The sequence below is a fragment of the Ktedonobacter robiniae genome (assembly GCF_016587375.1).
GTDB lineage: Bacteria > Chloroflexota > Ktedonobacteria > Ktedonobacterales > Ktedonobacteraceae > Ktedonobacter > Ktedonobacter robiniae.
The window spans coordinates 1959286-1982349 of sequence record NZ_BNJG01000002.1 but is presented as its reverse complement, the minus strand read 5'-3'; the positions used below and the strand labels follow the sequence as shown (position 1 = coordinate 1982349).

General features: G+C 54.5%; 24 protein-coding genes and 4 pseudogenes. 20 read left to right on the top strand and 8 right to left on the bottom strand.

The window, feature by feature from the left end:
• Nucleotides 1-43: 43 nt before the first annotated feature.
• Nucleotides 44-517 (top strand): helix-turn-helix domain-containing protein, encoded by a 474-nt coding sequence (locus tag JMJ04_RS46990; protein WP_236038480.1) that lies wholly within the window; start codon nucleotides 44-46, stop codon nucleotides 515-517.
• Between the two features lie 143 nt (nucleotides 518-660).
• Entirely contained in the window at nucleotides 661-1248 is a 588-nt protein-coding gene (locus JMJ04_RS46985; RefSeq protein ID WP_236038479.1) for a transposase, read from the top strand.
• Here JMJ04_RS46985 and JMJ04_RS29450 read toward each other — a convergent pair.
• Entirely contained in the window at nucleotides 1245-1457 is a 213-nt protein-coding gene (locus JMJ04_RS29450; protein WP_201373964.1) for a helix-turn-helix domain-containing protein, read from the bottom strand. The genes JMJ04_RS46985 and JMJ04_RS29450 overlap by 4 nt on opposite strands.
• Nucleotides 1458-1804: 347 nt before the next feature.
• A complete protein-coding gene (locus JMJ04_RS29445; RefSeq protein ID WP_201373963.1) occupies nucleotides 1805-2815 on the bottom strand; it encodes a helix-turn-helix domain-containing protein in 1011 nt (336 codons plus the stop codon).
• 186 nt (nucleotides 2816-3001) lie between these two features.
• Here JMJ04_RS29445 and JMJ04_RS29440 point away from each other — a divergent pair, with 186 nt between their 5' ends.
• Nucleotides 3002-4225, top strand: coding sequence for an MDR family MFS transporter (locus JMJ04_RS29440; RefSeq protein ID WP_201373962.1), 1224 nt, complete (start codon nucleotides 3002-3004; stop codon nucleotides 4223-4225).
• Nucleotides 4226-4464: 239 nt separating this feature from the next.
• Here the strand turns inward: JMJ04_RS29440 and JMJ04_RS29435 are convergent.
• The 3 genes and pseudogenes from JMJ04_RS29435 to JMJ04_RS29430 form a co-directional block, all read right to left on the bottom strand.
• Nucleotides 4465-5106 (bottom strand): annotated as a pseudogene (locus JMJ04_RS29435) (transposase); the annotation flags it as partial.
• A gap of 42 nt (nucleotides 5107-5148) precedes the next feature.
• Nucleotides 5149-5385 (bottom strand): annotated as a pseudogene (locus JMJ04_RS49500) (transposase); the annotation flags it as partial.
• Nucleotides 5352-6989, bottom strand: a complete 1638-nt coding sequence (locus tag JMJ04_RS29430) for a zinc ribbon domain-containing protein (protein WP_201373960.1) — start codon at nucleotides 6987-6989, stop codon at nucleotides 5352-5354. The pseudogene JMJ04_RS49500 and the gene JMJ04_RS29430, both read right to left, overlap by 34 nt.
• Before the next feature lie 841 nt (nucleotides 6990-7830).
• Between JMJ04_RS29430 and JMJ04_RS29425 the strand changes: the two genes are divergently transcribed.
• A complete protein-coding gene (locus JMJ04_RS29425) occupies nucleotides 7831-8802 on the top strand; it encodes a GNAT family N-acetyltransferase (RefSeq protein WP_201373959.1) in 972 nt (323 codons plus the stop codon).
• A 212-nt stretch (nucleotides 8803-9014) separates the two neighbouring features.
• Here the strand turns inward: JMJ04_RS29425 and JMJ04_RS29420 are convergent, their stop codons facing one another.
• A complete protein-coding gene (locus tag JMJ04_RS29420; protein ID WP_201373958.1) occupies nucleotides 9015-9566 on the bottom strand; it encodes a CGNR zinc finger domain-containing protein in 552 nt (183 codons plus the stop codon).
• Between the two features lie 66 nt (nucleotides 9567-9632).
• On the opposite strand from JMJ04_RS29420, the gene JMJ04_RS29415 reads away from it, so the two are divergent.
• From JMJ04_RS29415 to JMJ04_RS29395, 6 genes and pseudogenes are all read left to right on the top strand, one after another.
• The gene (locus JMJ04_RS29415) at nucleotides 9633-9911 is read left to right on the top strand and encodes a hypothetical protein (RefSeq protein WP_201373957.1); all 279 of its coding nucleotides are present in this window, start codon (nucleotides 9633-9635) and stop codon (nucleotides 9909-9911) included.
• Nucleotides 9901-10211, top strand: a pseudogene (locus JMJ04_RS29410) (AzlD family protein). The gene JMJ04_RS29415 and the pseudogene JMJ04_RS29410 overlap by 11 nt, the downstream one beginning before the upstream one ends.
• Nucleotides 10212-10238: 27 nt before the next feature.
• A complete protein-coding gene (locus JMJ04_RS29405) occupies nucleotides 10239-11549 on the top strand; it encodes an MFS transporter (protein WP_201373955.1) in 1311 nt (436 codons plus the stop codon).
• 373 nt (nucleotides 11550-11922) lie between these two features.
• The gene (locus JMJ04_RS29400; protein WP_201373954.1) at nucleotides 11923-12321 is read left to right on the top strand and encodes a nuclear transport factor 2 family protein; all 399 of its coding nucleotides are present in this window, start codon (nucleotides 11923-11925) and stop codon (nucleotides 12319-12321) included.
• 256 nt (nucleotides 12322-12577) lie between these two features.
• Nucleotides 12578-12649, top strand: a pseudogene (locus JMJ04_RS48965) (hypothetical protein); the annotation flags it as partial.
• Between the two features lie 3 nt (nucleotides 12650-12652).
• The gene (locus JMJ04_RS29395; RefSeq protein ID WP_201373953.1) at nucleotides 12653-13105 is read left to right on the top strand and encodes an IS30 family transposase; all 453 of its coding nucleotides are present in this window, start codon (nucleotides 12653-12655) and stop codon (nucleotides 13103-13105) included.
• 370 nt (nucleotides 13106-13475) lie between these two features.
• On the opposite strand, the gene JMJ04_RS29390 is transcribed toward JMJ04_RS29395, so the two are convergent.
• Entirely contained in the window at nucleotides 13476-14000 is a 525-nt protein-coding gene (locus tag JMJ04_RS29390; RefSeq protein ID WP_201373952.1) for a GNAT family N-acetyltransferase, read from the bottom strand.
• A gap of 436 nt (nucleotides 14001-14436) precedes the next feature.
• Between JMJ04_RS29390 and JMJ04_RS29385 the strand changes: the two genes are divergently transcribed.
• The 4 genes from JMJ04_RS29385 (at nucleotide 14437) to JMJ04_RS29370 (ending at nucleotide 16756) form a co-directional block, all read left to right on the top strand.
• Entirely contained in the window at nucleotides 14437-14745 is a 309-nt protein-coding gene (locus JMJ04_RS29385) for a hypothetical protein (RefSeq protein WP_201373951.1), read from the top strand.
• A gap of 55 nt (nucleotides 14746-14800) precedes the next feature.
• The gene (locus JMJ04_RS29380; protein WP_201373950.1) at nucleotides 14801-15301 is read left to right on the top strand and encodes a protein-tyrosine phosphatase family protein; all 501 of its coding nucleotides are present in this window, start codon (nucleotides 14801-14803) and stop codon (nucleotides 15299-15301) included.
• Nucleotides 15302-15362: 61 nt separating this feature from the next.
• Nucleotides 15363-16154 (top strand): alpha/beta hydrolase family protein, encoded by a 792-nt coding sequence (locus tag JMJ04_RS29375; RefSeq protein WP_201373949.1) that lies wholly within the window; start codon nucleotides 15363-15365, stop codon nucleotides 16152-16154.
• Nucleotides 16155-16489: 335 nt separating this feature from the next.
• The gene (locus JMJ04_RS29370; protein WP_201373948.1) at nucleotides 16490-16756 is read left to right on the top strand and encodes a hypothetical protein; all 267 of its coding nucleotides are present in this window, start codon (nucleotides 16490-16492) and stop codon (nucleotides 16754-16756) included.
• Nucleotides 16757-16879: 123 nt separating this feature from the next.
• On the opposite strand, the gene JMJ04_RS29365 is transcribed toward JMJ04_RS29370, so the two are convergent.
• Complete coding sequence (locus JMJ04_RS29365; RefSeq protein ID WP_201373947.1) at nucleotides 16880-18181, bottom strand: NAD(P)/FAD-dependent oxidoreductase; 1302 nt, start codon at nucleotides 18179-18181, stop codon at nucleotides 16880-16882.
• 76 nt (nucleotides 18182-18257) lie between these two features.
• On the opposite strand from JMJ04_RS29365, the gene JMJ04_RS29360 reads away from it, so the two are divergent.
• From JMJ04_RS29360 to JMJ04_RS29335, 6 genes are all read left to right on the top strand, one after another.
• Nucleotides 18258-18848: a TetR/AcrR family transcriptional regulator gene (locus JMJ04_RS29360; protein ID WP_201373946.1), complete on the top strand. Its 591-nt coding sequence runs from the start codon at nucleotides 18258-18260 to the stop codon at nucleotides 18846-18848.
• 43 nt (nucleotides 18849-18891) lie between these two features.
• Entirely contained in the window at nucleotides 18892-19230 is a 339-nt protein-coding gene (locus tag JMJ04_RS29355) for an AAA family ATPase (RefSeq protein ID WP_201373945.1), read from the top strand.
• Nucleotides 19231-19321: 91 nt separating this feature from the next.
• The gene (locus JMJ04_RS29350; protein WP_236038477.1) at nucleotides 19322-20452 is read left to right on the top strand and encodes an IS630 family transposase; all 1131 of its coding nucleotides are present in this window, start codon (nucleotides 19322-19324) and stop codon (nucleotides 20450-20452) included.
• Between the two features lie 22 nt (nucleotides 20453-20474).
• The gene (locus JMJ04_RS29345; protein ID WP_201373944.1) at nucleotides 20475-20996 is read left to right on the top strand and encodes a DUF488 domain-containing protein; all 522 of its coding nucleotides are present in this window, start codon (nucleotides 20475-20477) and stop codon (nucleotides 20994-20996) included.
• A 547-nt stretch (nucleotides 20997-21543) separates the two neighbouring features.
• The gene (locus tag JMJ04_RS29340) at nucleotides 21544-22377 is read left to right on the top strand and encodes an AraC family transcriptional regulator (protein ID WP_201373943.1); all 834 of its coding nucleotides are present in this window, start codon (nucleotides 21544-21546) and stop codon (nucleotides 22375-22377) included.
• Between the two features lie 98 nt (nucleotides 22378-22475).
• Nucleotides 22476-23060, top strand: a complete 585-nt coding sequence (locus tag JMJ04_RS29335; protein WP_201373942.1) for a dihydrofolate reductase family protein — start codon at nucleotides 22476-22478, stop codon at nucleotides 23058-23060.
• Nucleotides 23061-23064 lie beyond the last annotated feature (4 nt).

Below are 23064 nucleotides of genomic sequence, written 5' to 3'. Positions count from 1 at the left end.
TCGATGGTAGAATAGGGCTAACAGAGTCAAGGAGAACAGAAAAATGCGAGGCCCAAAACCTGCCGTAGTGGAATTGAGCGAGAGAGAGCAAGTGGAATTGGAAGCTTTAGTATGTCGGCACGGCACCCCTCAGCAGATCGCCCAACGAGGGCGCATGATCTTGTTGACCGCTCAGGGCCAAAACAACGGACAGATTGCCAGAGAACTGAGGGTGAGTGTGGATACAGTGCGGTGTTGGCGCATGCGTTGGATTGGTTGGCAGAGGCTCACGCTCGATGACTTCTCCATTATCGAACGACTCAGTGATACTCCCCGACCGGGGCGACCCTCTCAAATTACAGCGGAGCAATTCTGTCAGATGATGACCCTGGCTTGCGAGCAACCCAAAGAACGTCCCATTAGTCACTGGACCGGGCGAGGAATTGCCGAGGAAATGATGCAACGTGGAATTATCAAATATATCTCGCCGCGACACGCCTCTCGCTTGCTCAAAAAGGGGACCTCAAACCTCATCTGATCCGTTATTGGCTGACTCCCCCAGCAGATCCGAAGCGAGAAGAAATCATCCGAGCCATCTGTCGAGTCTGTCACGACGCACTATCTTTGCACCAACAGGGGGAACGGGCCGTAAGCACCGATGAGTTAGCGGGCGTTCAAGCGTTGGAACGCAAACATCCTGAATTACCCTTGGCACCTGGCTATATTCAACGGCGGGAATTCGAGTACGAGCGACATGGCACTCGCTGCTTCATTCTGAGCCGCGATGTCGTGACAGGAAAACTGGTGGCTCCTTTTTGTGGACCCACACGCACTGAAGAGGATTTCCTGGCGCATGCCCAGGCTGTCGTCGCCACTAACCCACAAGTCACCCGTTGGCATTTTGTCTGTGATAACCTCAACATCCATCAATCGGAAGCCTTGGTGCGTTGGGTCGCTCATCTGGAAGGAATTGGGCAGGAGACATTAGGCAAAAAAGGTGAATACGGGATCCTTGCCTTGATGCCCCGCCGAGCCGCCTTCCTCTCTGATCCCTCCCATAAAGTGGTCTTTCATTACACCCCAAATCACAGTTCGTGGCTCAATCAAATCGAAATCTGGTTGAGTATTCTCGTTCGCAAAGTGCTTAGACGTGGCTCTTTTGTGTCTGTTGATGAATTGGAAGCCAATGTTCTGGCTTTCATTGCCAACTACAATCAAACCGCCAAACCTTTCAAGTGGATCTATCAAGGCAAGGCGTTGACCATCTAACCGCCGAAGGATTTCTGTCTTCCTGTACTAGCACCATTGGTTACTAGATACTCATGCGAATCAGGAACACCTTCTCCTCGCTCCCACAACCCCACGGAATTGACATGAACCCCTAGCTTCTTTGCCAATTTCGCTTGTGTCATCCCCCATTCACGTCGTCTAAAGAAACGCAGAACCGATCCAAAGGATTCTCCATCAGGTTCGTTCATCTGTTGAATCCTCTTTTCGCCCCTTTTTACAGAATGTCAAAATCCACAACGCTATTGTGGGCACCTAATTTTATGCTTAGGGCAGATCGATCACACACCCAACCGAAATAGCAGCCAGCGACGAAAGCTCATTTCGACAATACCGGTATTATCGCTGCATTCTTTAAGGGACTCAAGAATAATTAATGATCCCAGATAGCTGACAGGTTTCATTAACTCTACCTGAACCTATTTTGAGTTTCTTATGGAAGCATGGTGCTGAAAGTTGTGGTTGATTGCGGCGCGAATGGTGCATGCAAGCAATTTCAGGTATTTGCGCCTCACCTCCCATACACCTTATGAGTGTGTCAGATCCGCTTTTCATGTCTTTTATCACCAGGGTCGCACTCTATGCGCCTCTCCCCTTGTTTTTGCTGAAAAGTATGACGATATGCCTGTGGTGAAATACGCAGAAAACGCTGGAAGTGCAAGCGCAACGTCGCTGCTGAATGAAAACCACAGCACGTAGCAATCTGCTCAACGGGCTTGTTGGTCGTTTCCAGAAGACGCTGAGCCAGCACAATGCGCTGCTGAAGTATCCATTGATAGGGAGTCATCCCCAGAGTCGCGCTGAAACGGCGCGCGAAGGTTCGCTGGCTCATTGCGGCCTGGGCTGCCAGTTGCTCGATGGTAAACTCTCTGTCGAGGTGGGCCGCGATCCACGCCAGGGTCGCGCCAAAGGGGTCGTTCTCATCCAGGTCGGGAAAGGGCGTCTCGATATATTGTGCCTGTCCACCCTCGCGATGGAGAGGCACAACCATCCGCCGTGCGACAGCCGCGGCAATTTCAGCTCCGTAATCCTGGCGCACAATATAGAGAGACAGGTCGATAGCCGCTGCCGTTCCTGCAGCCGTCAACACCTGGCTATCATCGACATAGAGCACGCGGGGATTGACCTGGACTTTCGGATAGCGCGCAGCCAGTTCCGCAGCCCAGGCCCAGTGGGTCGTGGCCCGGCGCCCATCCAGCAACCCTGCGGCAGCCAGGAGGAAGGCTCCTGTGCAAAATGAGATCACACGTGTGCCACGCTGATAAGCCGTGCGCAAAGCCTCCAGCAAATCGTCTGGCGCGGCCGTGGTACGAAAACGAGGAGAACTGGGCACAATGATCGTGTCTGCCTCCGCAAGATGCTCTAGATGGTAGGGAGCGTTCAGGAGAAGGCTGGTAGAAGTCCGAACTGGCCCTGGTTCTGTGGCACAAATGAGCAACCGATACCAGGGTACCTTCAATTCAGCGCGTTCAACCCCAAAAATTTCCGTAGCTACTCCCAATTGAAAAAGATTCACCGCGTCGTACGCAATGATCGCAATTGTATACATGGCAATTTCTGCATGCTTTCTGTCTCTTCTGCTGCTGGTAGGTCTGCTCTGTTGCTGGCAAAATCTTAACACATCGATTGTTTTTTGCCAAACAATGAGCAACTTGAGCAGACGTGGGATCACAACGGGGCTCGCCTCCAGTGCGATTGCTGCGCTGCACATCTCTGAAAGGATTCCATTTTGGACATGTCCACAAAGCGGCTTGCCACTTTTTTGCAGAACCAGCGCTTCTCGCGCCCTTTCTGGTTCCTGGTCACTGGCTCCTTCATCAACAAAGCTGGCAATTTTATCATGCCTTTCTTTACGTTGTATCTGGTCTCTTTTCACCATCTGTCTACCAGTGCAGCGACGCTCATCATCTCACTGATGGGCCTTGGCTCGCTGGGTGCAGGGGTCTGTGGGGGTATACTGGCTGATAGAATTGGACGACGCGTAACGCTGCTCTTCAGTCTGGTCGCGACAGCTACCCTGATGCTGGCCCTCGGCTTCGCCCAGACGCTACCCCTGATTATTCTGCTCGCCATCCTCTACCAGTTCTTCAATGAGCTCTTTCGCCCTGTGACCTCGGCGGCCATAGCGGACCTGGTGCCACCAGAAGAGCATACGCGAGCATATGCCCTGCGCTATTGGGCAAACAACATTGGCAACGCGATTGGACCGCTCATCGCCGGGCTGATTGCCCCCATCTCCTATCTCCTCCTCTTTCTGGGAGACGCGCTCACAACCTGCAGCTTTAGCCTGCTGATCTGGTTCGGGGTACCTGAAACGGGTCAGAGTAACCGTTCGCATGTCAAAAAACAGCTGGAGAGGAAAGCGCCCACAAAGCTCCCTCTGCGTCAGGCTTTTACCGATCCCTGGCTTTGGTCCTACGCGTTGCTGGCGCTCCTATTCGACTGTGTCTATGTACAATCGACGACTACGCTGCCGCTTGACATGTACGCACATGGAATGAGTACGCTGGCTTTCGGTACGGTAATGGCGGTAAACGCGGTTCAGATCGTTTTCGTTAGCCTGCCGCTGACCACACTTTTTCGGCGCGTCAATCGGCACCTTTCGCTGGCTATAGCCGCGCTGATGTTGGGCACGGGCATGGGCCTCTATATCTGGCTACATACGTATGCTGGCTATATCCTGGGAGTGCTGTTCTGGACCGTTGGAGAAATTCTCTCCTACCCGATTGCACTGGCGCTGATCGCGGAACTCTCTCCGCCCCTCCTGCGCGGCTCGTATCAGGGAATCTACAGCAGCATTCGCGCGCTGTCTTCGCTTCTCGCTCCCGCGCTGGGCGGCCTGATCCTTGAACAGTTAGGCCCAACCGCTTTGTGGAGCAGTTGTTTTGTGGTCAGCGCACTCATCGCTTGCGGCTATCTGATCCTGAACAAGCTGCGCCAGCCCCAACACATCAAGTGAGGCTGCGTCGCAAAAAACGCTGAGAGGAAAAGAAGAGATGTGAGCTCCATCAAATGGAGATGATGGACTAGAATGTACAAAGCTTGAGGAGGCAGTCAGATGGAATTAGCCGAGGAAGTGAAAGAGTTGCTGAGAGAGACAGAAAAAGCGCTCAAAGGCAGTGCCCGCCGCTTGTTTATGGCACGGACCGTACGAGCATGAGGAGAGGGAGGACAACGTCTAGAGCTTCGGTCGAGAAATCACGCAGCCTCCTGAACCTCAGCAGCTTTTTGCTGGAAACGAGCCAGGACATGTAAATTGTGAACGACAGCGCAGCGGCGCAAATCGAACGGCTTCTTACGCACACCGCAATAGCGTGCGCGTCGGCCTTGCCATCGCCCAACATGAGCCAGGCTATGTTCCACCGCGACCCGTTCACGTAACTGGGCACGTCCTTGTGGCGTCTGTTGACGCGCTCGCAATTCAATGAGCCAGGCTTCATCAGGGTGAATACTGACGCTACGTCCTTTGGCGCTGGTGGTGCATTGGGCTTTTAGGGGACACTGAGCGCACACGTCTTTGGGAAAATGCACCACCCCACCGGGTGCAAAGGGCATTTCTTGCTCGGCGGGGTACCGAATGATCTGCCGGTCCCAATCGAGGGTAAACATCTGTTTGTGAAAGCGTTTGCCCTCGCGCACGGGCCAGGCTTTGCAATAGACCTCCAACTCCTTACTGCGCTCGCGCACCAGATGGCTACTCAAATAGGCACGGTCGATGTGGAGTTCCTTCAGCGTCACCTGTTGCCGCTCTAAATCTGCGCTGATCGCTTCAGTGACGCTCGCTTCTGGCGTATTCGCAGGGGTGATGCCCACCGCGCGGATCAAACCGGTATCCAGGTCGCCGAATGGAGCGTGTTCGCAATCCAGACAATCGAGCACCAACTGCCAGCGTCGATCCATCACGGTCGCCTCAATAACTTCATCGTCAGAAACCCCAGTGTACGCTTCCACAATGAGCGCCAGGGCCAGCATCGCCGGAGCGACAGGTGGGCGCTCTCGCTCTGCCGGACGGTACAGACTAGCCAACTCTTCCTGGAAGGCTTCATCAAACAGTTCATGACGATGGTGACCTGAAGCTCCCCGCGCTAAAGCGCTGGGGGTTCCAGGGATTCGTTCCACGCTTCCAGTCCTTCCCACTGATGCAGGAACGCTGGCTCTTGTGGTGGTTCCCCTGGACTTTTGGGCAGACGCGCTCCGGCTCTGGGGATGCCAAAGCTTCGGGGCAAGGACTGCCCCTCTCTCGCGCGTTGTGCTATACGCTCGTGTGCTGCCCGCAGGCGCGCCTCCGCACCCTCCCAATACGCTTGGTACCGGGCACACGAGGGAGTGGGTTCTGCTGGATCGAGATAGGCGGCAAGGAAGGCCGAATACAGGTCGCGTTGCACCGGTCCTACGCCGCATTCGCAGTGATGCCAGCGCTGAGAAAGCGGCTTCTTGACCCGTCTGCCACAGCCGTGGCACCATTGGCTCAGGGCCGTCGTGCGTGTGGGAACCTCGACCAGGGTGCCGCCCGTGCTTGCAACGGTGCGTCTCAGGAGTTCGACAAACATCCCTGGTGCTCGCAGTCCCACGCTCTTGCCGAAACGTTTCTGCCATGCCTTGTAGGAGACCTTTTCGAGGATGATGATCCTGCCCAGCGCGACCACCTCGTGCACCTTGCGGCTGTGCAGGCTCTTGCGGTGCGCCGCCAGCTTGCGCTCTTTGGTCGCCTTGCGCCGCCGGGTCGCCTGGTAGCGCTTGCTGTTCTTCCAGGGCAGACGCTTCTTCCCCTGCTTCTTGATGCGCCCCTTCTCGTCGTAGTGCTCAGGATTGCCCGCTCGCCGCTGCCGATCCATCTGCCGCTGCAAACGGCGAATGGCACAGGCCTCAGGAGCCAGTTCCGCGCAGAACACCTGCAAGCTCGCCTCCCCTTGCTGGGGAACGAGCGCCAGGGCCGAGGGTCCCAGGTCAGCCCCAACGATGGCCTGGCCAATCGTGTGCTTGGGTTTGTGGTGAGGCTTGCCCTCCAGGGCCAGCTGCACGACGTAGCGAGAGCCCTGTGCATCGGCTCCGGCCGCTCTGGGGCTGCTGGCAGGGCGTTGGATGAGGCGGGCGTACTTGATGCGGTGCCTCAAGCCATGGGTCACCACCTCATCCTTCCAATTGATGAGGGCGGGCACCTGGTCTCCGTTCCAGAGCAGATAGCCGGCGTTGCCTTCAGAGGCGGGCTGCAGGACAAAGCGGAGACTGGTATCGTTGCGCTTGTTCTCGATGCTGGAGAGGCCACGTCCTCGGCTCTTGAAACGCACGCGTTTCGCTTTCCCCAGGCAGACGCGGTTGAGAGCACGATAGGCGCGAGTGGCCAGGGTTTGGGCGAGCACGGCCTCGATGTGCTCGGCAATCCAGCCGACGCGCAGCCTCTTGACGGCTTCATGTAGCGCGGCTTCGGAGAAGCCATGCGCCTTGCGCAAGGCGGAGAAGGCTGCCGCTCGTTCCGCTTTGTGGGTGCGAGGAAGGGCGCGGGCCTCTTGCCAGGCGGGGTCAGACCGCATGCGGCGCAGGCGCTGTTGTCCTTGGGAGAGGATGGCGTTGTAGAGCTGACGAGCGGCTTCCAGATGAGCGCGCAGGCGGGCGGCTTGCCCTGCATCGACGGCCAGGGGCAGTTCCAGCAGAAAGGTGGAGGTCACAGGTCGCTTCTCCTGCTGTTCCTTCTGTTTGTGTTGTCCCTGACACTTCTTCGGCATTCTTGCCCCTTCTTCGAACATACACGTGATCTCGATCCACTGACGTCTATTGTACCAGAGGAACGGGAAGAACGCAAGTTCCAGGTATCTGACCCTGCTCTCTTTCCTCTCATCCAGCAGAGGCGGCGATTCATCCCCGGCATCAATGACCGGGCCTTTCTCGCCGCGTTCTCTGTAAAAACACAAACAGTTTGGCTTTGCGAATCTTAGTAACAATGTGTTCTTCTTGTTGCGTGAGCGTCACAGGTGGCTTCCACATAGCTGGTTGCATCCATTTCCTCCAGATCCGTTCTCTTGTCCCAACCATCTTGCGCGTGGGATGGTTGCGTCGGTGAAAGCGTGTGTATCCTATTTGACGTTTACCCCAACCGTATGGTACTGTATTTCCATGAACACTGTCTACTTAAGGGGGGAGATGCCTCCCCCTGGATGGATGATCCATCGGAACTGTAACCGCAAAACAAGCACCTCTGCCGCATAAGTCCCAGCACAAGATTGGCTTATGCGGCAGAAAAGGGTGCCATGCTTCCTCATGACCTCAGTTGAGATCTCAACTGGGTATGGTTTGTTGAGCACGCTTTTCTCCCTCTCGTTTCTTTCTCTCCTTGTCGCTGGGTGGCATACCATCTCTTTGCTCGCTCACCTGGCTTGATGAAGTTTGCTTCTTCCCTACTTTTGCCGATGTTACCGCAATGAGGTGGTATCTATCTGCGCACTTGTTATCCAGGTGAAACGATGTATTGATGGCAAATGCGGCAACCCCTGACCGGGAGAAATCCCGCCGATCAGGCACAGGAAGCATTCAATAACACAGCAATGAGAAAAATAAGGAGACAGACACATGAACACAGCACAGAAGCTTGCGCGTCCTGGCGGACCAGCTCTTGTAGAAGCCATGAAATTTGTCACCATCTGTCGAGCACTGGACCCACAGAACGATTATCCGCACATTGGCGACCTCCAATGGTGGTGCCGAGATGGTTCGCTTGATGATCAGCAGAACTGGCATTTTTGGTATCAAGAAAATGGTGAGGCGCTTGCTCTCGGGATCATTGCCGGGGATGAGATCGTCTGCTTGCTTCATCCCGACTTCCGTACGCACGAGCGCTATCGTATGGTACACCAGTGGGCAGTGCAGCGGGTAAAAGAGCGCGCTGGGCAGCAGGGCAAGAACCAGTATGAGATATGGGAACAAACCTGGGGTTTAGCCTCCGGCGACGATCTGGAGATGGTGAGTTTTCTTGAACGTGAAGGATATGAGCGCCAAGAAATGTACTATCATTGCTACCGCCGACCGCTGATCGAGCCTGTGCCAGCCCCCGTTTTGCCCACAGGATTCACGCTTCGCCCGGTTGCTGGAGAGGCTGAGGCAGAGATGCGAGCTGCGCTGCAACGTGATGCTTTTTTCCCAAAGGGGAGCAAGACCTACGAGGAGGGAACCTTGCGACAATTGGCAGTGATGCAGATGCCCCAATACGATCCTCAGCTCGATCTGATGATCATGGCCCCTGATGGCACGCCAGCAGCGGGTTGCATTTGCTGGGTGGACCCGGTAAATCGCGTGGGCCTGTTTGAACCGGTGGGAACGCGCCCGCAATTTCGTCGTCAAGGATTGGCAACGGCGCTGATGCTTGGCGGGTTACAGCGCTTACGCGAACGGGAGATGCAGGCGGCACTGGTGACAGGCGCTCATCCCGGGAAGGAGGAGAAGAGTACGGAGTTTACTTCCTCGCGTTTCGTTTATGAAGCCGTCGGCTTTCAATTGCTGTGTCGGACTTACCTGTATCACAAGGTTTTTGCCACGACCATCTAAACATCTTTCCATACCTTGTTTTGCAGAAAAAGGGATGGAAGAGAGCCTGCCAGCTCCCTCTTCCATCCCTCGGTCAAATCTGGAGATATTCTCATCACAGAGGATTACCCAACTCTATTTCTCGACCGAAGCTCTAGCTGTGCTCCGACTTGTATATATGTATCGGCAGATGAGTATTGACATGCCGGAAGTGAAGATAGAAGTACTATGCTCTAGGCAAGGCGATGGCGTTCACGAAAGTGCCGCACACGCATCATATTGGCGCAGTCGTCGTCACACCAGCGGCGACGCTTACTGTTACTTTCATCGTAATAGGTCCAGCGGCAATTGGGGTTACTACATTGCTTGACGCGTGTAAGATCGTACTTCGCCAGTAGTGTGGCAAAGGAGGCCGCGATCTGACCTAAAAGCCACGTCCAGTCAGAGGCGCAGGGAACGCGTTGTAGCGTAAAATCTTCTCCGCGCGTGAGGAGGAGATGCGAGGGGGCATGTTCCAGGTATATATTGAGCTCATCAAGGTCGTGCTTCGCGATCTCGCGCTCTCCTATAATGTCCCCCGTGATCCGTTGCAGGAGCGTGCGCAACTTTTGTAATGCTCCAATAACCTCCGGCGTAGGCTGCTCTAGCCCCTCAATATTCCACCATTCTTGTAGTAGTGACTCCCAACCCGGCTTGAGCAGTTTGAGCAGACGATCCTCGTCCTTGGCTATTCCACGATAGTCATGCCAATCGGTGTTGATAAGTACTTGCCAGGATATATCCATTACCATTTCTCCATCTGATTTGTAACTATACTTGCTATTATATCGCATGTAATGGTATCATTTACAATGATACCATTACATATAAAGCAATTGGAAAGGTCAGGGAAGCGGGATACGGCCTTCCTGCTCGGTAGTGGCGTGATGATGGTTCCGGCGTGGATGTTCTCTACGGCGGTTTTTGTGGCCTTGCTAGCGGGCTTCTGGAAAGGGAAGGGTGATCTCCTACCCTGGGGTATTGCGGCTGTCGTGGCAGTTGCCTCCGCGCACCTGCTTCCTGGCAAGTGGTATATCTTGCTGGGTGCACTCGCCGGAAGCATCGTGGGAGGATTACGCAATGCAGATTAGTCTGATCTCGTTTCTCACCATTCTAGGGATGGGAGTGGTTACTTATCTGACACGTATTGGTGGGATATGGCTTATGACGTACGTGCTTTTGTCTGGACGGCTAGAGAGGCGCATGAACGCTCTACCGGAGCGATCTTTGTTGCCCTGGTTGCGCCAGCGGTGTTTACGACGAGTATAGCGGACATGGGCGCAGCTCTGGTGACGCTCCTTGTCGCTGTGAAGACGCGCAATGTCCTGCTAGCTATGGTGGTTGGACGGATCTCTGTTCTGGGACTTCGCTGGCTACAAGGAAACATTTGATACAGAACTTGAAAAGGAATAATACATATGCGATTACGATTTGGCGCCCTCTGGCGACAACCCGACTTCTTAAAACTTTGGACGGGTGAATCAATTTCGCTCTTCGGCTCCCAGGTGACGACCCTCGCCTTGCCGCTGGTAGCAATCATCACCTTACATGCGACTCCGTGGCAGGTCGCGATGGTCAGTACTGCGATCTGGGCACCATACCTCTTCTTCACGATATTCGCGGGCTGGTGGGCGGACAATCATCGCCGTCGCCCCCTGCTCATCGCTGCCAACCTGGGGCAGGCCGCGCTCCTGGTATTGCTACCAGGGCTAGCATTTTTTCATCTGCTACGGATTGAATATGTGTACATCATTGCCTTTTTGATAGGCATGTTCGCGGTCTTCTTTAATACCGCATACAAGCCCTATCTATTAACCTTGATCGGGCGCGAGCACTTACTTGAGGGCAATAGTAAATTGCAGGTTAGCGCTGCCGTCGCGCAGATTGGTGGTCCAGGAACGGGTGGGCTCCTCGTGCAACTGGTGACCGCGCCCTTCGCGCTTTTGATAGATGCTGGATCGTTCGTTGTGTCCGCGCTTGGTCTGCTCCTCATTCGGAAGCGCGAGCCCGCGCCAGAGGTGGCACCTGCATCTGAACCAGCCTGGCGTCAGATAGTTGCGGGATTGATTTTAGTGTTTCGCAATCCCATATTACGTGTGCTGGTCCTGGCGTCCATGACGTATAACTTCTTCGGTGTCGGCTTTGAGACGCTCTTTGTCGTCTATGCCACACGCGACCTGCTGATCTCGCCTGCCCTTCTAGGAACCATTCTGGCGATGGGCAGTATTGGAGCACTCTTCGGGGCGCTGATCGCTGATCCCCTGGCGAAGAAGATAGGACTAGGGCCTGCTCTGATCCTGATGACGTTTCTGGAATGTGTTGTTATGCTTTTCATACCCTTTATCGGCGGCTCATTTGTGTTCAAGGTTGCGTGCCTGGTGGGGGTCTTCCTGGTGAATGGCATGGGGCTAGCAAGCACGAACATCTACTATCCAAGTCTACGGCAGGCGATCACTGATGATGCCTTCCTGGGGCGTGTCAACGCCAGTATTTTCTGGCTAATATTAGGGGCAGTGCCCATTGGCAGCGCTATCGCAGGTGGTTTGCAGGGCTTGATAGGTTTGCGCTGGACGCTAGTGTGTGAGGCCGTTGGTTTGCTTTTCTCTGTTGCCTGGGTATTAGGTCCACGTATACGTACACTACATACCCTGCCCACTATCGCAAGCAAGGAGGTATCAGAGGAGACTCTACCAACTGCCCAGCCGGAGATACTACCAATTGAGGCGTAGGAATTCCTACGCCTCGTGGTCGGGGAAGAATTGTTACGCTACAATTGTTTTCCTATAAGGCTGAAGTACTGCGAGGGATCAAGCCCGCTTCATCTATTTCCAGTCATGAGAAGATATGAGCCGCCTCATTCAAAGGCCTGGGTTTACTTCCAAAGAAACCCATTTTGACACATATCCTCGCCATTTTCTTTCTTTGACGCATATCTCCCCGTTTTGGCGAAGTTACGTGTCAAAAGACAGCAGGTTTTTGGACACTGCAGAATAGGGAACGAGATGCTATGATACTGATGCATGAGGGAAATAGACGAGAAACTGAACAAACAAATGAGTAAAAAAGGCCATGAAGATCTTTCATGAGGAAGGAGAAAAGGCCATGAAGATGAATGCTGAGATGGTGCAGCGCTGGCTCAACACATACACCCATGCTTGGACGACCTATGATCCAGACGAGATCGCTGCATTGTTTACCGACGACGCTGAGTATCGTTGGCATCCCTGGGACGAGGGGGAGGATGTGGCTCGCGGTCGCTCCCAAATCGTTGCGGCCTGGCTAGAGAACCGTGACGCAGCGGGGACGTACCATGGTGAGTATCGACCGTTGCTGGTCGAGGACCGCATGGCGATTGCTGTCGGATTGTCCTCTTATTATACGGATCAGACTCAGAAAACGCTCAAGCGGGCGTATCACAATCTGTGGGTGCTGCACTTCACTGATGAGGGGCAGTGTCGCTCGTTCACTGAGTGGTATATGCAAGCACCAGACAAGTCGTAATCTGATGGCTGCTTGTAGTAGTTTTTTTTGCATATCCCCCCGAAACGAGTACACTGTTTCGGGGGGATATGCAAAAACCCCCATGAAGGGCTTTTTTTCAACAGGCTGCAAAGTTATATGGTACGACCGCTCTTTTCATTAGACGGATTGTAATATGAAGTGCGACATCTAGGGAAAAAAAGGCTCATGGACTATTCGTGTACAATGAGTTCACCATAAACCATTGCGACAAAGGATCACTCCATGAGGTACGCCCATCGCGGACACATTTGAACAAGGCAAAATAGACGTCCTCTTTCAACAAGGTCTCTCAAATCGAAAAATTGCCGCGTTGCTTGGTCGATATCACTCGACCATTGCACGAGAACGACAACGAAATGATGAAACGTATCAAGCTGATCGTGCTCAGCAAGCCTACCAAGAGCGCCGAGAGCATTGTCGTCCTAAAGACAAACAGTGCTTGGAGCTTCTGGCTCGGATTGAGCAGGGCTTGCTGCGTACCTGGTCACCAGAGCAGATTGCAGCGACCCTGGGAGGCATCTGTTTTAAAACGATCTACCGCTGGCTTTCCCAAGGCCATCTTCTTGATGGGCGTTTGCAGGTTCTGCGCCACAAAGGCAAGCGGCAGCGCCCCCAAGAGAAGCGAGGTCGTTTCAACGTCGGCACCTCAATTCGTCAGCGTCCCAAAGAGGTTCACAAGCGGCTTGAAGCAGGCCATTGGGAACTGGATACCGTCGTTTCGGGCCGTGGCACGTCCAAAGGATGTGTGGCGACCATTCATTGAACGTAAAACCCGCTATTATGTAGCCGTCTCGATGGTTGACCGGTGCGCTCTCTCCATGCAAGCGGCCTTTGGAACCCTATGTTCCTCTTTGCCCAAAAGAGCGATGAAGAGTGCCACCGCCGATCGAGGTAAAGAGTTTGCATGCTATCGCCAGCTGGAGGAGGAACATAGGATGACGGTGTACTCTTCACGGATCTGTAAAGAGCTTGGAAGCGCTGCTGATGGGCTTTCATTTTCAATGGAAACGGTCTGTGCTCAAGCTTGCTTTGTAAAATGTGGGTAAAAGACAGGGCTTTAGCCATGGGGAGGATGTCAATAAAGTCCTGCTCTAGAGCTTTCTAGGGCATACCCCTGGCGTGTCGCACAGAGCTTACTCGCCACGCAACTTGCTATACAACACCTGGTCGTGCCAGTCACCATTGCGCCACTGGGCTTTACGCAGAACGGCTTCGCGCGTAAAGCCCGCCTTTTCCAATGCGCGTTGCTCCGGTCTATTCGTAATGTCCGTTATCGTTTCCACGCGGATGATGGGAAAGGTCGCGAACAGGTAGTCCGTCAAGAGGCGTTGCGCCTCGACGCCGTAGCCCTTCCCCTGGTGATCGGGGTGCAGGCCAATGCCAATCATGTAGACTCTATTTCCCTCGCCAGGGCCATGGCTCGTCGTATGATAGCTGAGGCGACCAATAAGTGTGCCATCCAATGTGGTCGCGGCCAAACGCCCCAAGCGATTGCTAATCATCCCATCCTCGTCGAAGTCGCGCTCCATATTACCATATCCATGCATGCCGAAGTTGTTGAATTCACCCACGAAGTGGGGATCATGGCTCCAGGCTTCCAGTGTGTCCAGGTCCTCCCGCTTGAAGGGGCGCAAGATAATCTTTTCTCCTCGTAACATATCGTACTTTCCTTCCCTGGCTGTACTAGGCCATCGAGTACTAATGGACCGGATTACAACACTAGCGTTTTCCAACGGAATCTGATGCCCTTTTCCTGGAAAAGCATCATTGCCGTGTTTCAAGAACACTGCCGTCCCACATTCTACCACTCCACTAAACTGGGGAACGATCACTTGAGCTTACCCCGTTTTTGTGGAGTGTTCGACATGAAGCACCTCATCATTTCTTCTCTTCTACTCACATAAAAACATTATTCCTAATTGCCTTCTTGCTTGCTAATTGCTTTTCTCATCTAGCTGCTCACGCCATCTAGATTGTTGCCCGCAAATATGTGATACTAAGGAAGAGCACTCCTTGCAGTAGAAAGAAGACCGCTTTGATTGAAAGCAGGCATCCTCCTTAGCACGAATGTTTCGTGCAGAATGGAGGAGTCGCTTGAAATTTCCGTATCTTCCCCCTTACTTTCGCCGTATCCGTAGCGTCGGCATGATTCGCCAATGGTATGGAGCCAAAGCCGAGAGACGAGCCTGGGATGACGTACAGTATTCTCCACCCCCGCACATGAAGCGTCCCGACCAGACGCTCTTTATTGGTTCATGGGATGACATAGAGATCGCGTATCGCCGCTTTGATCGTCATGCGTGGATTCGCAGAGAGGTGCTCGATAGCCGAAAAAAGCTGAAGCGCCTTCATCGGTGGCGCGAGGCTCGTCAGCAGCGAGCACGCGAGAAGCGTTGGGGGTAACCCAAGCATTTTGTCATAGGCTTCAATCACGTCTCATCTGAGAGGGAGATCCAGCATGCGCGCACAATTGTATTCTCTTCATGAACTGCCTGTCGGGTGCATCAGCATTATAGCCCGTCCACGCGGTGGCGACTGGCTGATGGATGAAATTACCGCCCTACGCGAGGCAGGCGTCCATGTGCTGGTTTCCCTGCTCACGCCCTTGGAGGTCGATGAGTTCGAGCTTGCAGAAGAAGCTGCCTTCTGCCAAACCCAGGACATACCCTTCTTTTCCTTCCCCATCATCGATCGGAGCGTGCCACCCCTCAATGATCGCACCCTGGCCCTCATACAACAGCTTGATGAACAGCGCATGCAGGGCAAGCACATCGCTCTCCACTGTCGGCAAGGGCTTGGACGGGCCGCTTTGATGGCGGCAAGTCTGCTCGTGCTCGCTGGCTGGTCTCCTGAGAAGGCATTCGAGCACTTGAGCAGGACCAGAGGCTACCCAGTGCCGGAGACCGAGGAGCAACGAGCCTGGGTCGCGTCTCTCGCGACCAGGTACCTTGTTGAGTAGTTGAGGTGCAACTCTATACATCATCAGCTTCCATACTGCTTGTATGACGAAAGGATGAGCTATGTCTGAAACAGTTGCTTTTATGCTCCCAGGTATGGAGCGAGTTCAAGTCCGCAGAGACCTTGCCTATAAGCCAGGAGAGGGTGCTCCCTGGTTGCTGGACCTCTATTTGCCAGGGGACTATCAGGAGGGGGATACGCCGCGCCCGGCAGTGATCTCCATTCATGGTGAGGCCCAGATCAATACGCCAACGGATATGAAGGAGAGGGGGCAGTATACCTCCTGGGCACGGCTCGTCGCGGCCTGTGGGCTGATCGGGGTGACGTTTAACCATCGCGCCTCGCAGGAATGCACGCGGCTACAAGACCCCGCTGAAGATATTGATGACGTGGTGCGTTATCTGCGAACACAGGTACGCGAGGTGGATGCCAAGCGCCTGGGCATCTGGGTCTGCTCGGCGGGCGGCGATTATGGCTTGCGTGCTGCCTACCGCATGCATACATCCTCTGTGCGCTGCGTTGTTGCGTATTATGCGATGGTGAACCCGCTGGTGTACCGCGAGATGTTGCCTGCGACTATTGATGAAGCCATACTGCGCGAGTTCTCACCGGAAGCATACCTCAACGAGCATGCCGAGACACTTTCCCCTCTGTTACTCGTCCGAGCCGGGCGCGATGCAGGCATGAACCGCGCCATCGATCCTTTTATTCAGCGTGCCATCGCGCAAAACCTACCCCTGGAACTGATCAATCACCCCGAGGGGCAGCACGCCTTCGATGTGCGGGAGGACACACCCAGGCTGCGCGCCATCGTTCAGCGCACGCTCGACTTCCTCACCCTGCATCTCTCCTGAACTGCATGGGGTCAGAAACGACAGCAAAGGGAAGAAGGCTGCAAATATACTGCCCAACGGCGCAGTATGTGCGTTATCTCCTATTCTTACAGTTGACATCCTCCCCATGGCTAAAGTCAGGGATTGCTAGAGTCGCCTCTAGGGTTTCCTGCTTCAAAAACGCGCAAATCCCGCAACAAGAGTGCCGCCTGCTGCTCGATAAAGTTGGCCTCCCCAGCGCGCCGCCAGCCTCGGAATCCACCAAAGAGCGTCTCCGGCTCGCGTCACGCGATGTAAGCACCTTCTGGATGATGACGTCTATCAGTATTAAATATGTTCTGCGCGGGGATCTCATCATGGGAGATCGTTTCATATTTGGCAATGCTTACTTGCTGCAGGACGTGAAACAGCGCGTTGCAGGAGAAACGTTGCACTGGCAGCGTATGAACATGCCCTTTGCCACGACGCGAGCGGAGCAGGTGGCACTGATCAGGCAGTTTTGCACGGAGATGGAGGAGGAGATGAGGAAGCCCGTGGCCCAGGGTGGGCAAGTCCCCGATGATCCGATGTCGATCATCGAGGTAGAGCAACTCTCTGGGATCTCAACATATTTTCCCCTCTAGATCCCGCTAGGAGCAGGGGCGTTCTTACCGGAATTGAGAAGGGTTTTTATGTCGGGACCCCCTGATGGCGAGGCCTCTTTTTGAGTGGGAAGAGTGCCATTTACTGTGATGAAAAAGTGACCACTATTTGTGATGAGTGGCACCCTTTCTTCCAGAAGGCAGAAGTATTCCTGATCGTTCTCCCTTCTGGCGTGGCTGAAACACGGTGTTCAGCACCATCTTCGTCAGTCCTTGCACGCCGAGGATCTGGAAGAGGTTCTGTAGCCGAAAAAACGTGGCTGGCTGCACAACACCGGTGAGTACTCCGAAAAACTGGCTGGCTGCCGTGGGATGACGTGGGAGAGCTTGCAGGAGTTCCCTCTGCCCAACCGTCAAAGGCTTCATCTGTGCTGTCTCCAGGGTAAACTCATAGAACGGCCTGGAGGCAGCGTTGCGGCGCTGCTCGTAGTGCGCGAGGGCCGCTGCAAGAGGTCGCCGTCCCGCAAAGCCATCGTCGAGCGCGGCCGCGAGCAATTCAGCATCGCGGAAAGCATCACTGATCCCCATCGCCGTAATCGGGTCTTTCTGGTACCCAGCATCGCCTACCAAAGCCCACCCCGGTCCAAAGGGTTTGCGATAAAAGTTTGCCATCTCTGCCGATCCACGAAACCGTTCTGCCCGCTGCCCTTGACGTACTCGCGCAGCGAGAGCAGGCACCAGGTCAAGCGTCTCCAGAAAATTCCTTTCGATATCGGCCCGGAACACGGAAAACTCGGCGGCAGGCCAGGCAGTATAGATCAAAGTGAGATGATCGTTCGTGGGCCAGAGGCTGATGAAGCGCTTACCTCGCAGATAGATTTCTCCGCCTTGCGTGGGCACGTCGGACCAGTAGGAGTAATAGCCGCAGGTCAGTGACGGATGTTCGTGGTAAGTAGGTGCGGCTACTGTTCTGGCAATCAGCGAGTACCTCCCATCAGCTCCAATGACAATACGGGCACACTCGATCACACTTTCACCCGTTTTCGTTCGCCCCCGTATGCCAACGACTCGCCCATTTTCCCACAACAGTTCCTGGACTGTAAATTCCTGGCGCACCTCAACTCCTGCCTCTGCCGCCTCCGCGAGCAAAATGGTGTCGAGAACATACCGGCGCGGGCTGTATACCGCGTTCACTCCATCCAGAAAAGGGTACTGCCCCACTACTGCTAGCTCTTCCATATCGAAACGGACCTGGGCCGCCTTGCCAGGATCAGTGGCGATCACCTTGTCAAGCAGCCCCCAGCGCTTGAGGGCAGCGCCGCCGGGTAGTTGAATCAAATGGGTCGAAAGCGTATCGCTGGGAAAGCTGGCTCGATCCACCAGCAGCACCCGATAACTTCTGCGCGCAATTAAAAGCGCAGTCGCTGAACCTGCGACCCGCGCACCCACAATGATGGCATCATACATTGAACACCTCCAACGTGCATGCGCTTTACACTGTGTAAAGTTGACGTCGTGTAAAGCGTATGGCAAAATACTCGATATGTCAAGTACTCATAGCGAGACGCGGGAACGCATCTTACTCGCAACCTGGAAACTTATGGAGCAAAGCCGGGGGCAAGGTGTACGCCTGGAAGATGTCGCGCGCGAGGCCCGGGTTTCCCGTCAGGCCGTTTATCTGCATTTTCATTCTCGCACTGATCTGTTAATCGCCACCGCCCGATATCTGGACGAACGGCTGGAACTTCCCAGGCGCATCCAGCAAGCGTGCCAAACAAGCAATGGTGTGCTGGGAATCGAGGCATATGTGGCATTTTGGGCCGCGTATGTTCCTGAGATCTATGGACTTGGGAAAGCGTTGTTAATGGCTCGTGAAACTGATGAAGCGGCAGCAGCTGCCTGGGCAGATCGGATGGGGGCACTCTATGAGGGGTGTCTGTTTGTCGTCCAGACGCTTGCCAGCCAGGGGACACTTGATCCTGCCTGGACCATTGAGGCTGCGGCAGACTTCTTCTGGACTGCTCTTTCGGTTTCAACCTGGGAAACCCTTACCAGAGAGCGTGGATGGTCCCAGGATCAGTACCGTGCACGCATGCAGTGGGTCATCAAGCGTGCACTCCTCCGAGAACCTTAGCGTTGTGGGCCGTCGAGAGAGCAGCACACCGCAAGGAGCAGCCATGAAGAATCACAAACACATGAGGATTATCGGCTTAAGCGGTCAGAGTGGTTCTGGCAAGACCTCTCTTGTCAGAGCGCTCACTATCGCTCTACAGGGCGACGTTATATCCTTTGGCTCCTCTGTCCGGGCAGAGGCACAGCGCCGCGGGAAAGAGGACAACCGTAGTGCATTACAAGATCTTGGGGAAGCATTGATACAGGAGTATGGAGTTGACGCATTTGTGCAACGTGTCCTACCGGTACTTTGTGGACTCGGGGAATCGCGTCTGATAGTGGATGTCTATTCTGAGCAATTTGAGCACAGATTGCTCTCACGTGGTGGGTTTAAAACGGGGTAAAATCCCAATGCAACAAAGTACCGGTAGTGCTCTGTTCCTCATTGGGACTATGCTAAAACGAGGAGAAGGTCATTGAGAGAAGAGCAGAGCCATGCCCAAACACGTCAGCGCGCGAGCCGCGCAAGATGAACAAGAAGAACGCCAGGTGCGCAAACTGGCCGGAAGCCACCATGCTCCTGCTGATTGGAAGTTTCATGCTCAGATGGTCGTGGAGAACTGGGCAGGCAAGACGCCAGACGAGATTGCCGTCGATCTGGATTGCCATCCCCAGACGGTGCGCCTCCACCTGAACCGCTTCAATGCGGAGGGGATCAACGGTTTAGGGATGCGGGAAGGAGCGGGACGCAAGCCCCGGCTGACCGAACTGGAGCGCAGTAAGATTCTGGCCCTGGCGAAGCAACCGCCGCCCGGGAGGTTGGAGCGCTATGCAGATGGAAGCCTGGAGGCTCGCGAGGAAGAAGGATCGGCACAATGGAGCCTGGATGCCCTCACCGAAGCCGCCCATGCCGCAGGGATCCAGGTAGAGCGCAATCAGATCCGACGCATGTACCTGCACGAAGGCAAGCGCTGGCGTCGCACCCACAGTTGGGGAGAGAGCGATGACAAGGATGCGCGCCTCAAAAGAACGGTGGTCGTCATCCACTATACCCAGCCGCCCAAAGGATCGACGACCATCGGCACCGATGAACTCGGACCGGTGATTCCAGGCACCTTTGCGCCGGTGCCAGGCTGGTCGGCCGATGGCCATCGCATCAAAGCTCCGTTGGAGTATAGTCGTGGGGATGACAAGGTGTGGATCTATGGAGCCCTACGGGTCCGCGATGGCAAGGAGATCACCCGCTGTACGGCTGCGCGTAACTCCAAGAACTCCATTGAGCTCCTCAAGGACATTGAGACCGACAACCCAACTGGCGATCTTTTCCTTATCACAGACAATCTCAGTAGTCATAACAGCCTGGAAATCCTCACCTGGCTCGCAGACCATCCGCGCATCCAGCGCATTTTCATTCGCAGAGGAGCCTGTTGGCTCAACATGCAGGAGGGGTGGTGGCGCCTGTTCCGCCGCGATGCCTTCGCTGGCCAGAGTTTTGCCAATGCCAGTGAGATCGAGCGATGCAGGTCTCCACTGCGCAACTCAACCACCGAGCCAAGCCGTGGATGTGGGGACGACCTCCCAAAACGCGGCGCCAACCTACGCCGCCTCTTTTGTTATCGTCTTTGAGGAAAAGAGCAGTAGGCATACTATGCGAACGCTGTATACCATTGGTCATTCAACAAGAACATTCGAGCAGTTTTTAGCCTTGCTGAGTGCGTATGCGATCAACCTCGTCGTGGATGTACGGATCGCTCCTACTTCCGCTCGCTCGCCTCAGTTCAATGGCGAGACGCTTGCCAAGGCATTAAAGGTGGCTCATATTGGTTACGTCCACCTGGGCGTATTAGGAGGCCATCGGCGCCCCACGAAAGATTCACCCAATCAAGGCTGGCACAATACATCCTTTCGGGGCTACGCCGACTACATGGCGACAGATACGTTTCGGGCGGGCCTGCAAAAACTGCAAGAATGTGCGACGAAATGCACAGCAGCCATTATGTGCGCTGAGGCCGTGCCCTGGCGCTGCCATCGCTCGCTGATCGCGGATGCATTGACCGTCCAGGACTGGCAGGTCTATGAGATTCAGAGCCAGAAAACAGCGAAACTGCACAGATTGACACCTTTTCTTCGCGTGCACGAGGGGCTGTTGCTCTATCCCGCCACTCTTTGACCGATGAAATTCCTTGCCAATGACAAGATAAACCGAGTAGAATACGCCTCATGATGAAATGGTCCAGCTTTGATGCTCCAAAAGATGGAACGAGGTAAGGTATGCCCTTACAGCCCAATGGCGGAAAACTCCTCAGGCCTGTCGAAACCGAGGCTGATGTTTGCGCATTATTTGAAAAAGCTCTCGCGCTCTCTCAAATATCTGGTTTCCTCACAAGGGATCGTTATCGAGCTGATATTGAGGATCATTTCTACTACATTGGAGCCATTTGCCCACAGCATTTTCGTCCACTGCAACAGGAAGTAGTCAACCTGAGCTTGTCCCGTTTTCAGAAAGTGTTGAAAGTGAGACGCAATACATTTCTTCCTACATACTCTACTAGAGGCTGTTGTGAACTTTTGACGAAGAAGGGGAGATAAAGAGCAAGCCAGAGAGGAGATAGTAAGCCTCATTTCTCGCCGTTACCAGCTTTGCAGGCAAGCAAAAGAAGAATTGAGAAAGAACCATCGGCTAATGTGTCTTTTTATGAAACGAAAGAATGTGTTGTATGCACTCGATCCACTTTGCCATTCTCCCACCTCCAGCCATCCTCAAAAACGAGGTAGAGTGCGTAAGGATCGCCAACTATCGTGGCGAAGAAGCCGTGACCATTAAAGTCTCTCCTACTGGTGCGCCAGGAATGGTCTTTCATCACAATAAGGGGCACACTGCTCTTGAACACATCGTCACCCATTCGGGACGCAGCTTTTGCCCACCTCCCCTCTTTCTCTCTGGACCCGTGATCGAGCCCAGCGTCATGACATACAAAAAAACAGCTTTCACAACGGTGCATGTGATTTTCAAGCCTTCCGCCCTCAAAACCCTCTTTGGGATCAATGCCTCGCAACTTGCTCCCGGATGGATAGGCCCGCAGGAGTGCGGGGCTCTCGATTTAACAAGCCAATTGATGGAAGCCCGCAGCGGGCAGGAACAGATGGCGCTTCTCTCCACCTTCTTGGTGGCTCTGCTCAAGCAGGAGAAACCGCGAGATATGCTCGTGGAAGAAAGCCTCCGTTTGATCCACGCGCACATTGGTTCGCTGCATGTCAAAGACTTGCTGAACACGTTTCATCTCTCTGAACGCCAGTTTGAAAGGCGCTTCACCCAGGCGGTGGGCCTGACCCCCCAGGCGTATCTTCGGGTAAAGCGCTTTAATGCAGCGATCCACCTCATCAAAACCAGGCGCTTTGCACGGCTGACCGATGTGGCAGTTGCTCTTAACTTCACTGACCAGTCTCATTTGATTCACGACATTAAAGCCTTTTCTGGCATGACTCCTACACGCCTTGCTCAACAGGTCGATGACTTCTATCATGAGCGAGCAGGCTATGCTTTTGTCTGATGATGACGGTTTTTTACAAGCGCTCAAAGGAAAGGCAAGGTATACTCCAACAAACGAGAGAAACACCATGGTTTCTCGACAGAAGGAGGAAAGAGTTCATGAGCAAAGTAATTGTCTTCACGAATCTGACCCTCGATGGGGTCATGCAGGCCCCGGCGAGGCCAGACGAGGATCGCCGGGGCGGTTTCGAGCACGGCGGCTGGGGAGCGCCCTACAACGCGATGGCGCTGGCGGGGGATAGCATGCCCACTATCCCTGCCCTGCTACTGGGCAGGCGCACCTACGAGGACTTCTACTCCGTCTGGCCCAAGCGAACGGACAGCCCTTTCTCGGCAAGGCTCGACAACATGCCGAAGTACGTCGCGTCCACCACGCTCTCTGAACCGCTCCCGTGGATCAACTCCACGCTGCTCAAAGGCGACGCCGCAGAGACTGTGGCCAGGCTCAAGCGGGAGTCAGGCACGGATCTGGTGATCATGGGCAGCGGAGAGTTGGTCCAGTCACTCATGCAGGCAAACCTCGTCGATACGTACGTGCTCCTTATTCACCCGCTGGTGCTGGGATCGGGACGCCGCCTCTTCCCGGAAGGCGGTGCAGCAGCCACGCTCCAGCTTGTCGGCACCAGGACGACGAGCACAGGCGTTGTGATCGCAACCTACCAGTTGGCCAAAGAAAACCGCTAAAGGA

Bases quoted from the DNA above. Each gene is read 5' to 3' on its own strand.
- JMJ04_RS46990 (WP_236038480.1), top strand. From the start codon at position 44: ATGCGAGGCCCAAAACCTGCCGTAGTGGAATTGAGCGAGAGAGAGCAA.
- JMJ04_RS29450 (WP_201373964.1), bottom strand. From the start codon at position 1,457: ATGAACGAACCTGATGGAGAATCCTTTGGATCGGTTCTGCGTTTCTTT.
- JMJ04_RS29445 (WP_201373963.1), bottom strand. From the start codon at position 2,815: ATGTATACAATTGCGATCATTGCGTACGACGCGGTGAATCTTTTTCAA.
- JMJ04_RS29440 (WP_201373962.1), top strand. From the start codon at position 3,002: ATGTCCACAAAGCGGCTTGCCACTTTTTTGCAGAACCAGCGCTTCTCG.
- JMJ04_RS29430 (WP_201373960.1), bottom strand. From the start codon at position 6,989: ATGCCGAAGAAGTGTCAGGGACAACACAAACAGAAGGAACAGCAGGAG.
- JMJ04_RS29425 (WP_201373959.1), top strand. From the start codon at position 7,831: ATGAACACAGCACAGAAGCTTGCGCGTCCTGGCGGACCAGCTCTTGTA.
- JMJ04_RS29420 (WP_201373958.1), bottom strand. From the start codon at position 9,566: ATGGATATATCCTGGCAAGTACTTATCAACACCGATTGGCATGACTAT.
- JMJ04_RS29415 (WP_201373957.1), top strand. From the start codon at position 9,633: ATGATACCATTACATATAAAGCAATTGGAAAGGTCAGGGAAGCGGGAT.
- JMJ04_RS29405 (WP_201373955.1), top strand. From the start codon at position 10,239: ATGCGATTACGATTTGGCGCCCTCTGGCGACAACCCGACTTCTTAAAA.
- JMJ04_RS29400 (WP_201373954.1), top strand. From the start codon at position 11,923: ATGAAGATGAATGCTGAGATGGTGCAGCGCTGGCTCAACACATACACC.
- JMJ04_RS29390 (WP_201373952.1), bottom strand. From the start codon at position 14,000: ATGTTACGAGGAGAAAAGATTATCTTGCGCCCCTTCAAGCGGGAGGAC.
- JMJ04_RS29380 (WP_201373950.1), top strand. From the start codon at position 14,801: ATGCGCGCACAATTGTATTCTCTTCATGAACTGCCTGTCGGGTGCATC.
- JMJ04_RS29375 (WP_201373949.1), top strand. From the start codon at position 15,363: ATGTCTGAAACAGTTGCTTTTATGCTCCCAGGTATGGAGCGAGTTCAA.
- JMJ04_RS29370 (WP_201373948.1), top strand. From the start codon at position 16,490: ATGGGAGATCGTTTCATATTTGGCAATGCTTACTTGCTGCAGGACGTG.
- JMJ04_RS29365 (WP_201373947.1), bottom strand. From the start codon at position 18,181: ATGTATGATGCCATCATTGTGGGTGCGCGGGTCGCAGGTTCAGCGACT.
- JMJ04_RS29360 (WP_201373946.1), top strand. From the start codon at position 18,258: ATGTCAAGTACTCATAGCGAGACGCGGGAACGCATCTTACTCGCAACC.
- JMJ04_RS29355 (WP_201373945.1), top strand. From the start codon at position 18,892: ATGAAGAATCACAAACACATGAGGATTATCGGCTTAAGCGGTCAGAGT.
- JMJ04_RS29350 (WP_236038477.1), top strand. From the start codon at position 19,322: ATGCCCAAACACGTCAGCGCGCGAGCCGCGCAAGATGAACAAGAAGAA.
- JMJ04_RS29345 (WP_201373944.1), top strand. From the start codon at position 20,475: ATGCGAACGCTGTATACCATTGGTCATTCAACAAGAACATTCGAGCAG.
- JMJ04_RS29340 (WP_201373943.1), top strand. From the start codon at position 21,544: ATGCACTCGATCCACTTTGCCATTCTCCCACCTCCAGCCATCCTCAAA.
- JMJ04_RS29335 (WP_201373942.1), top strand. From the start codon at position 22,476: ATGAGCAAAGTAATTGTCTTCACGAATCTGACCCTCGATGGGGTCATG.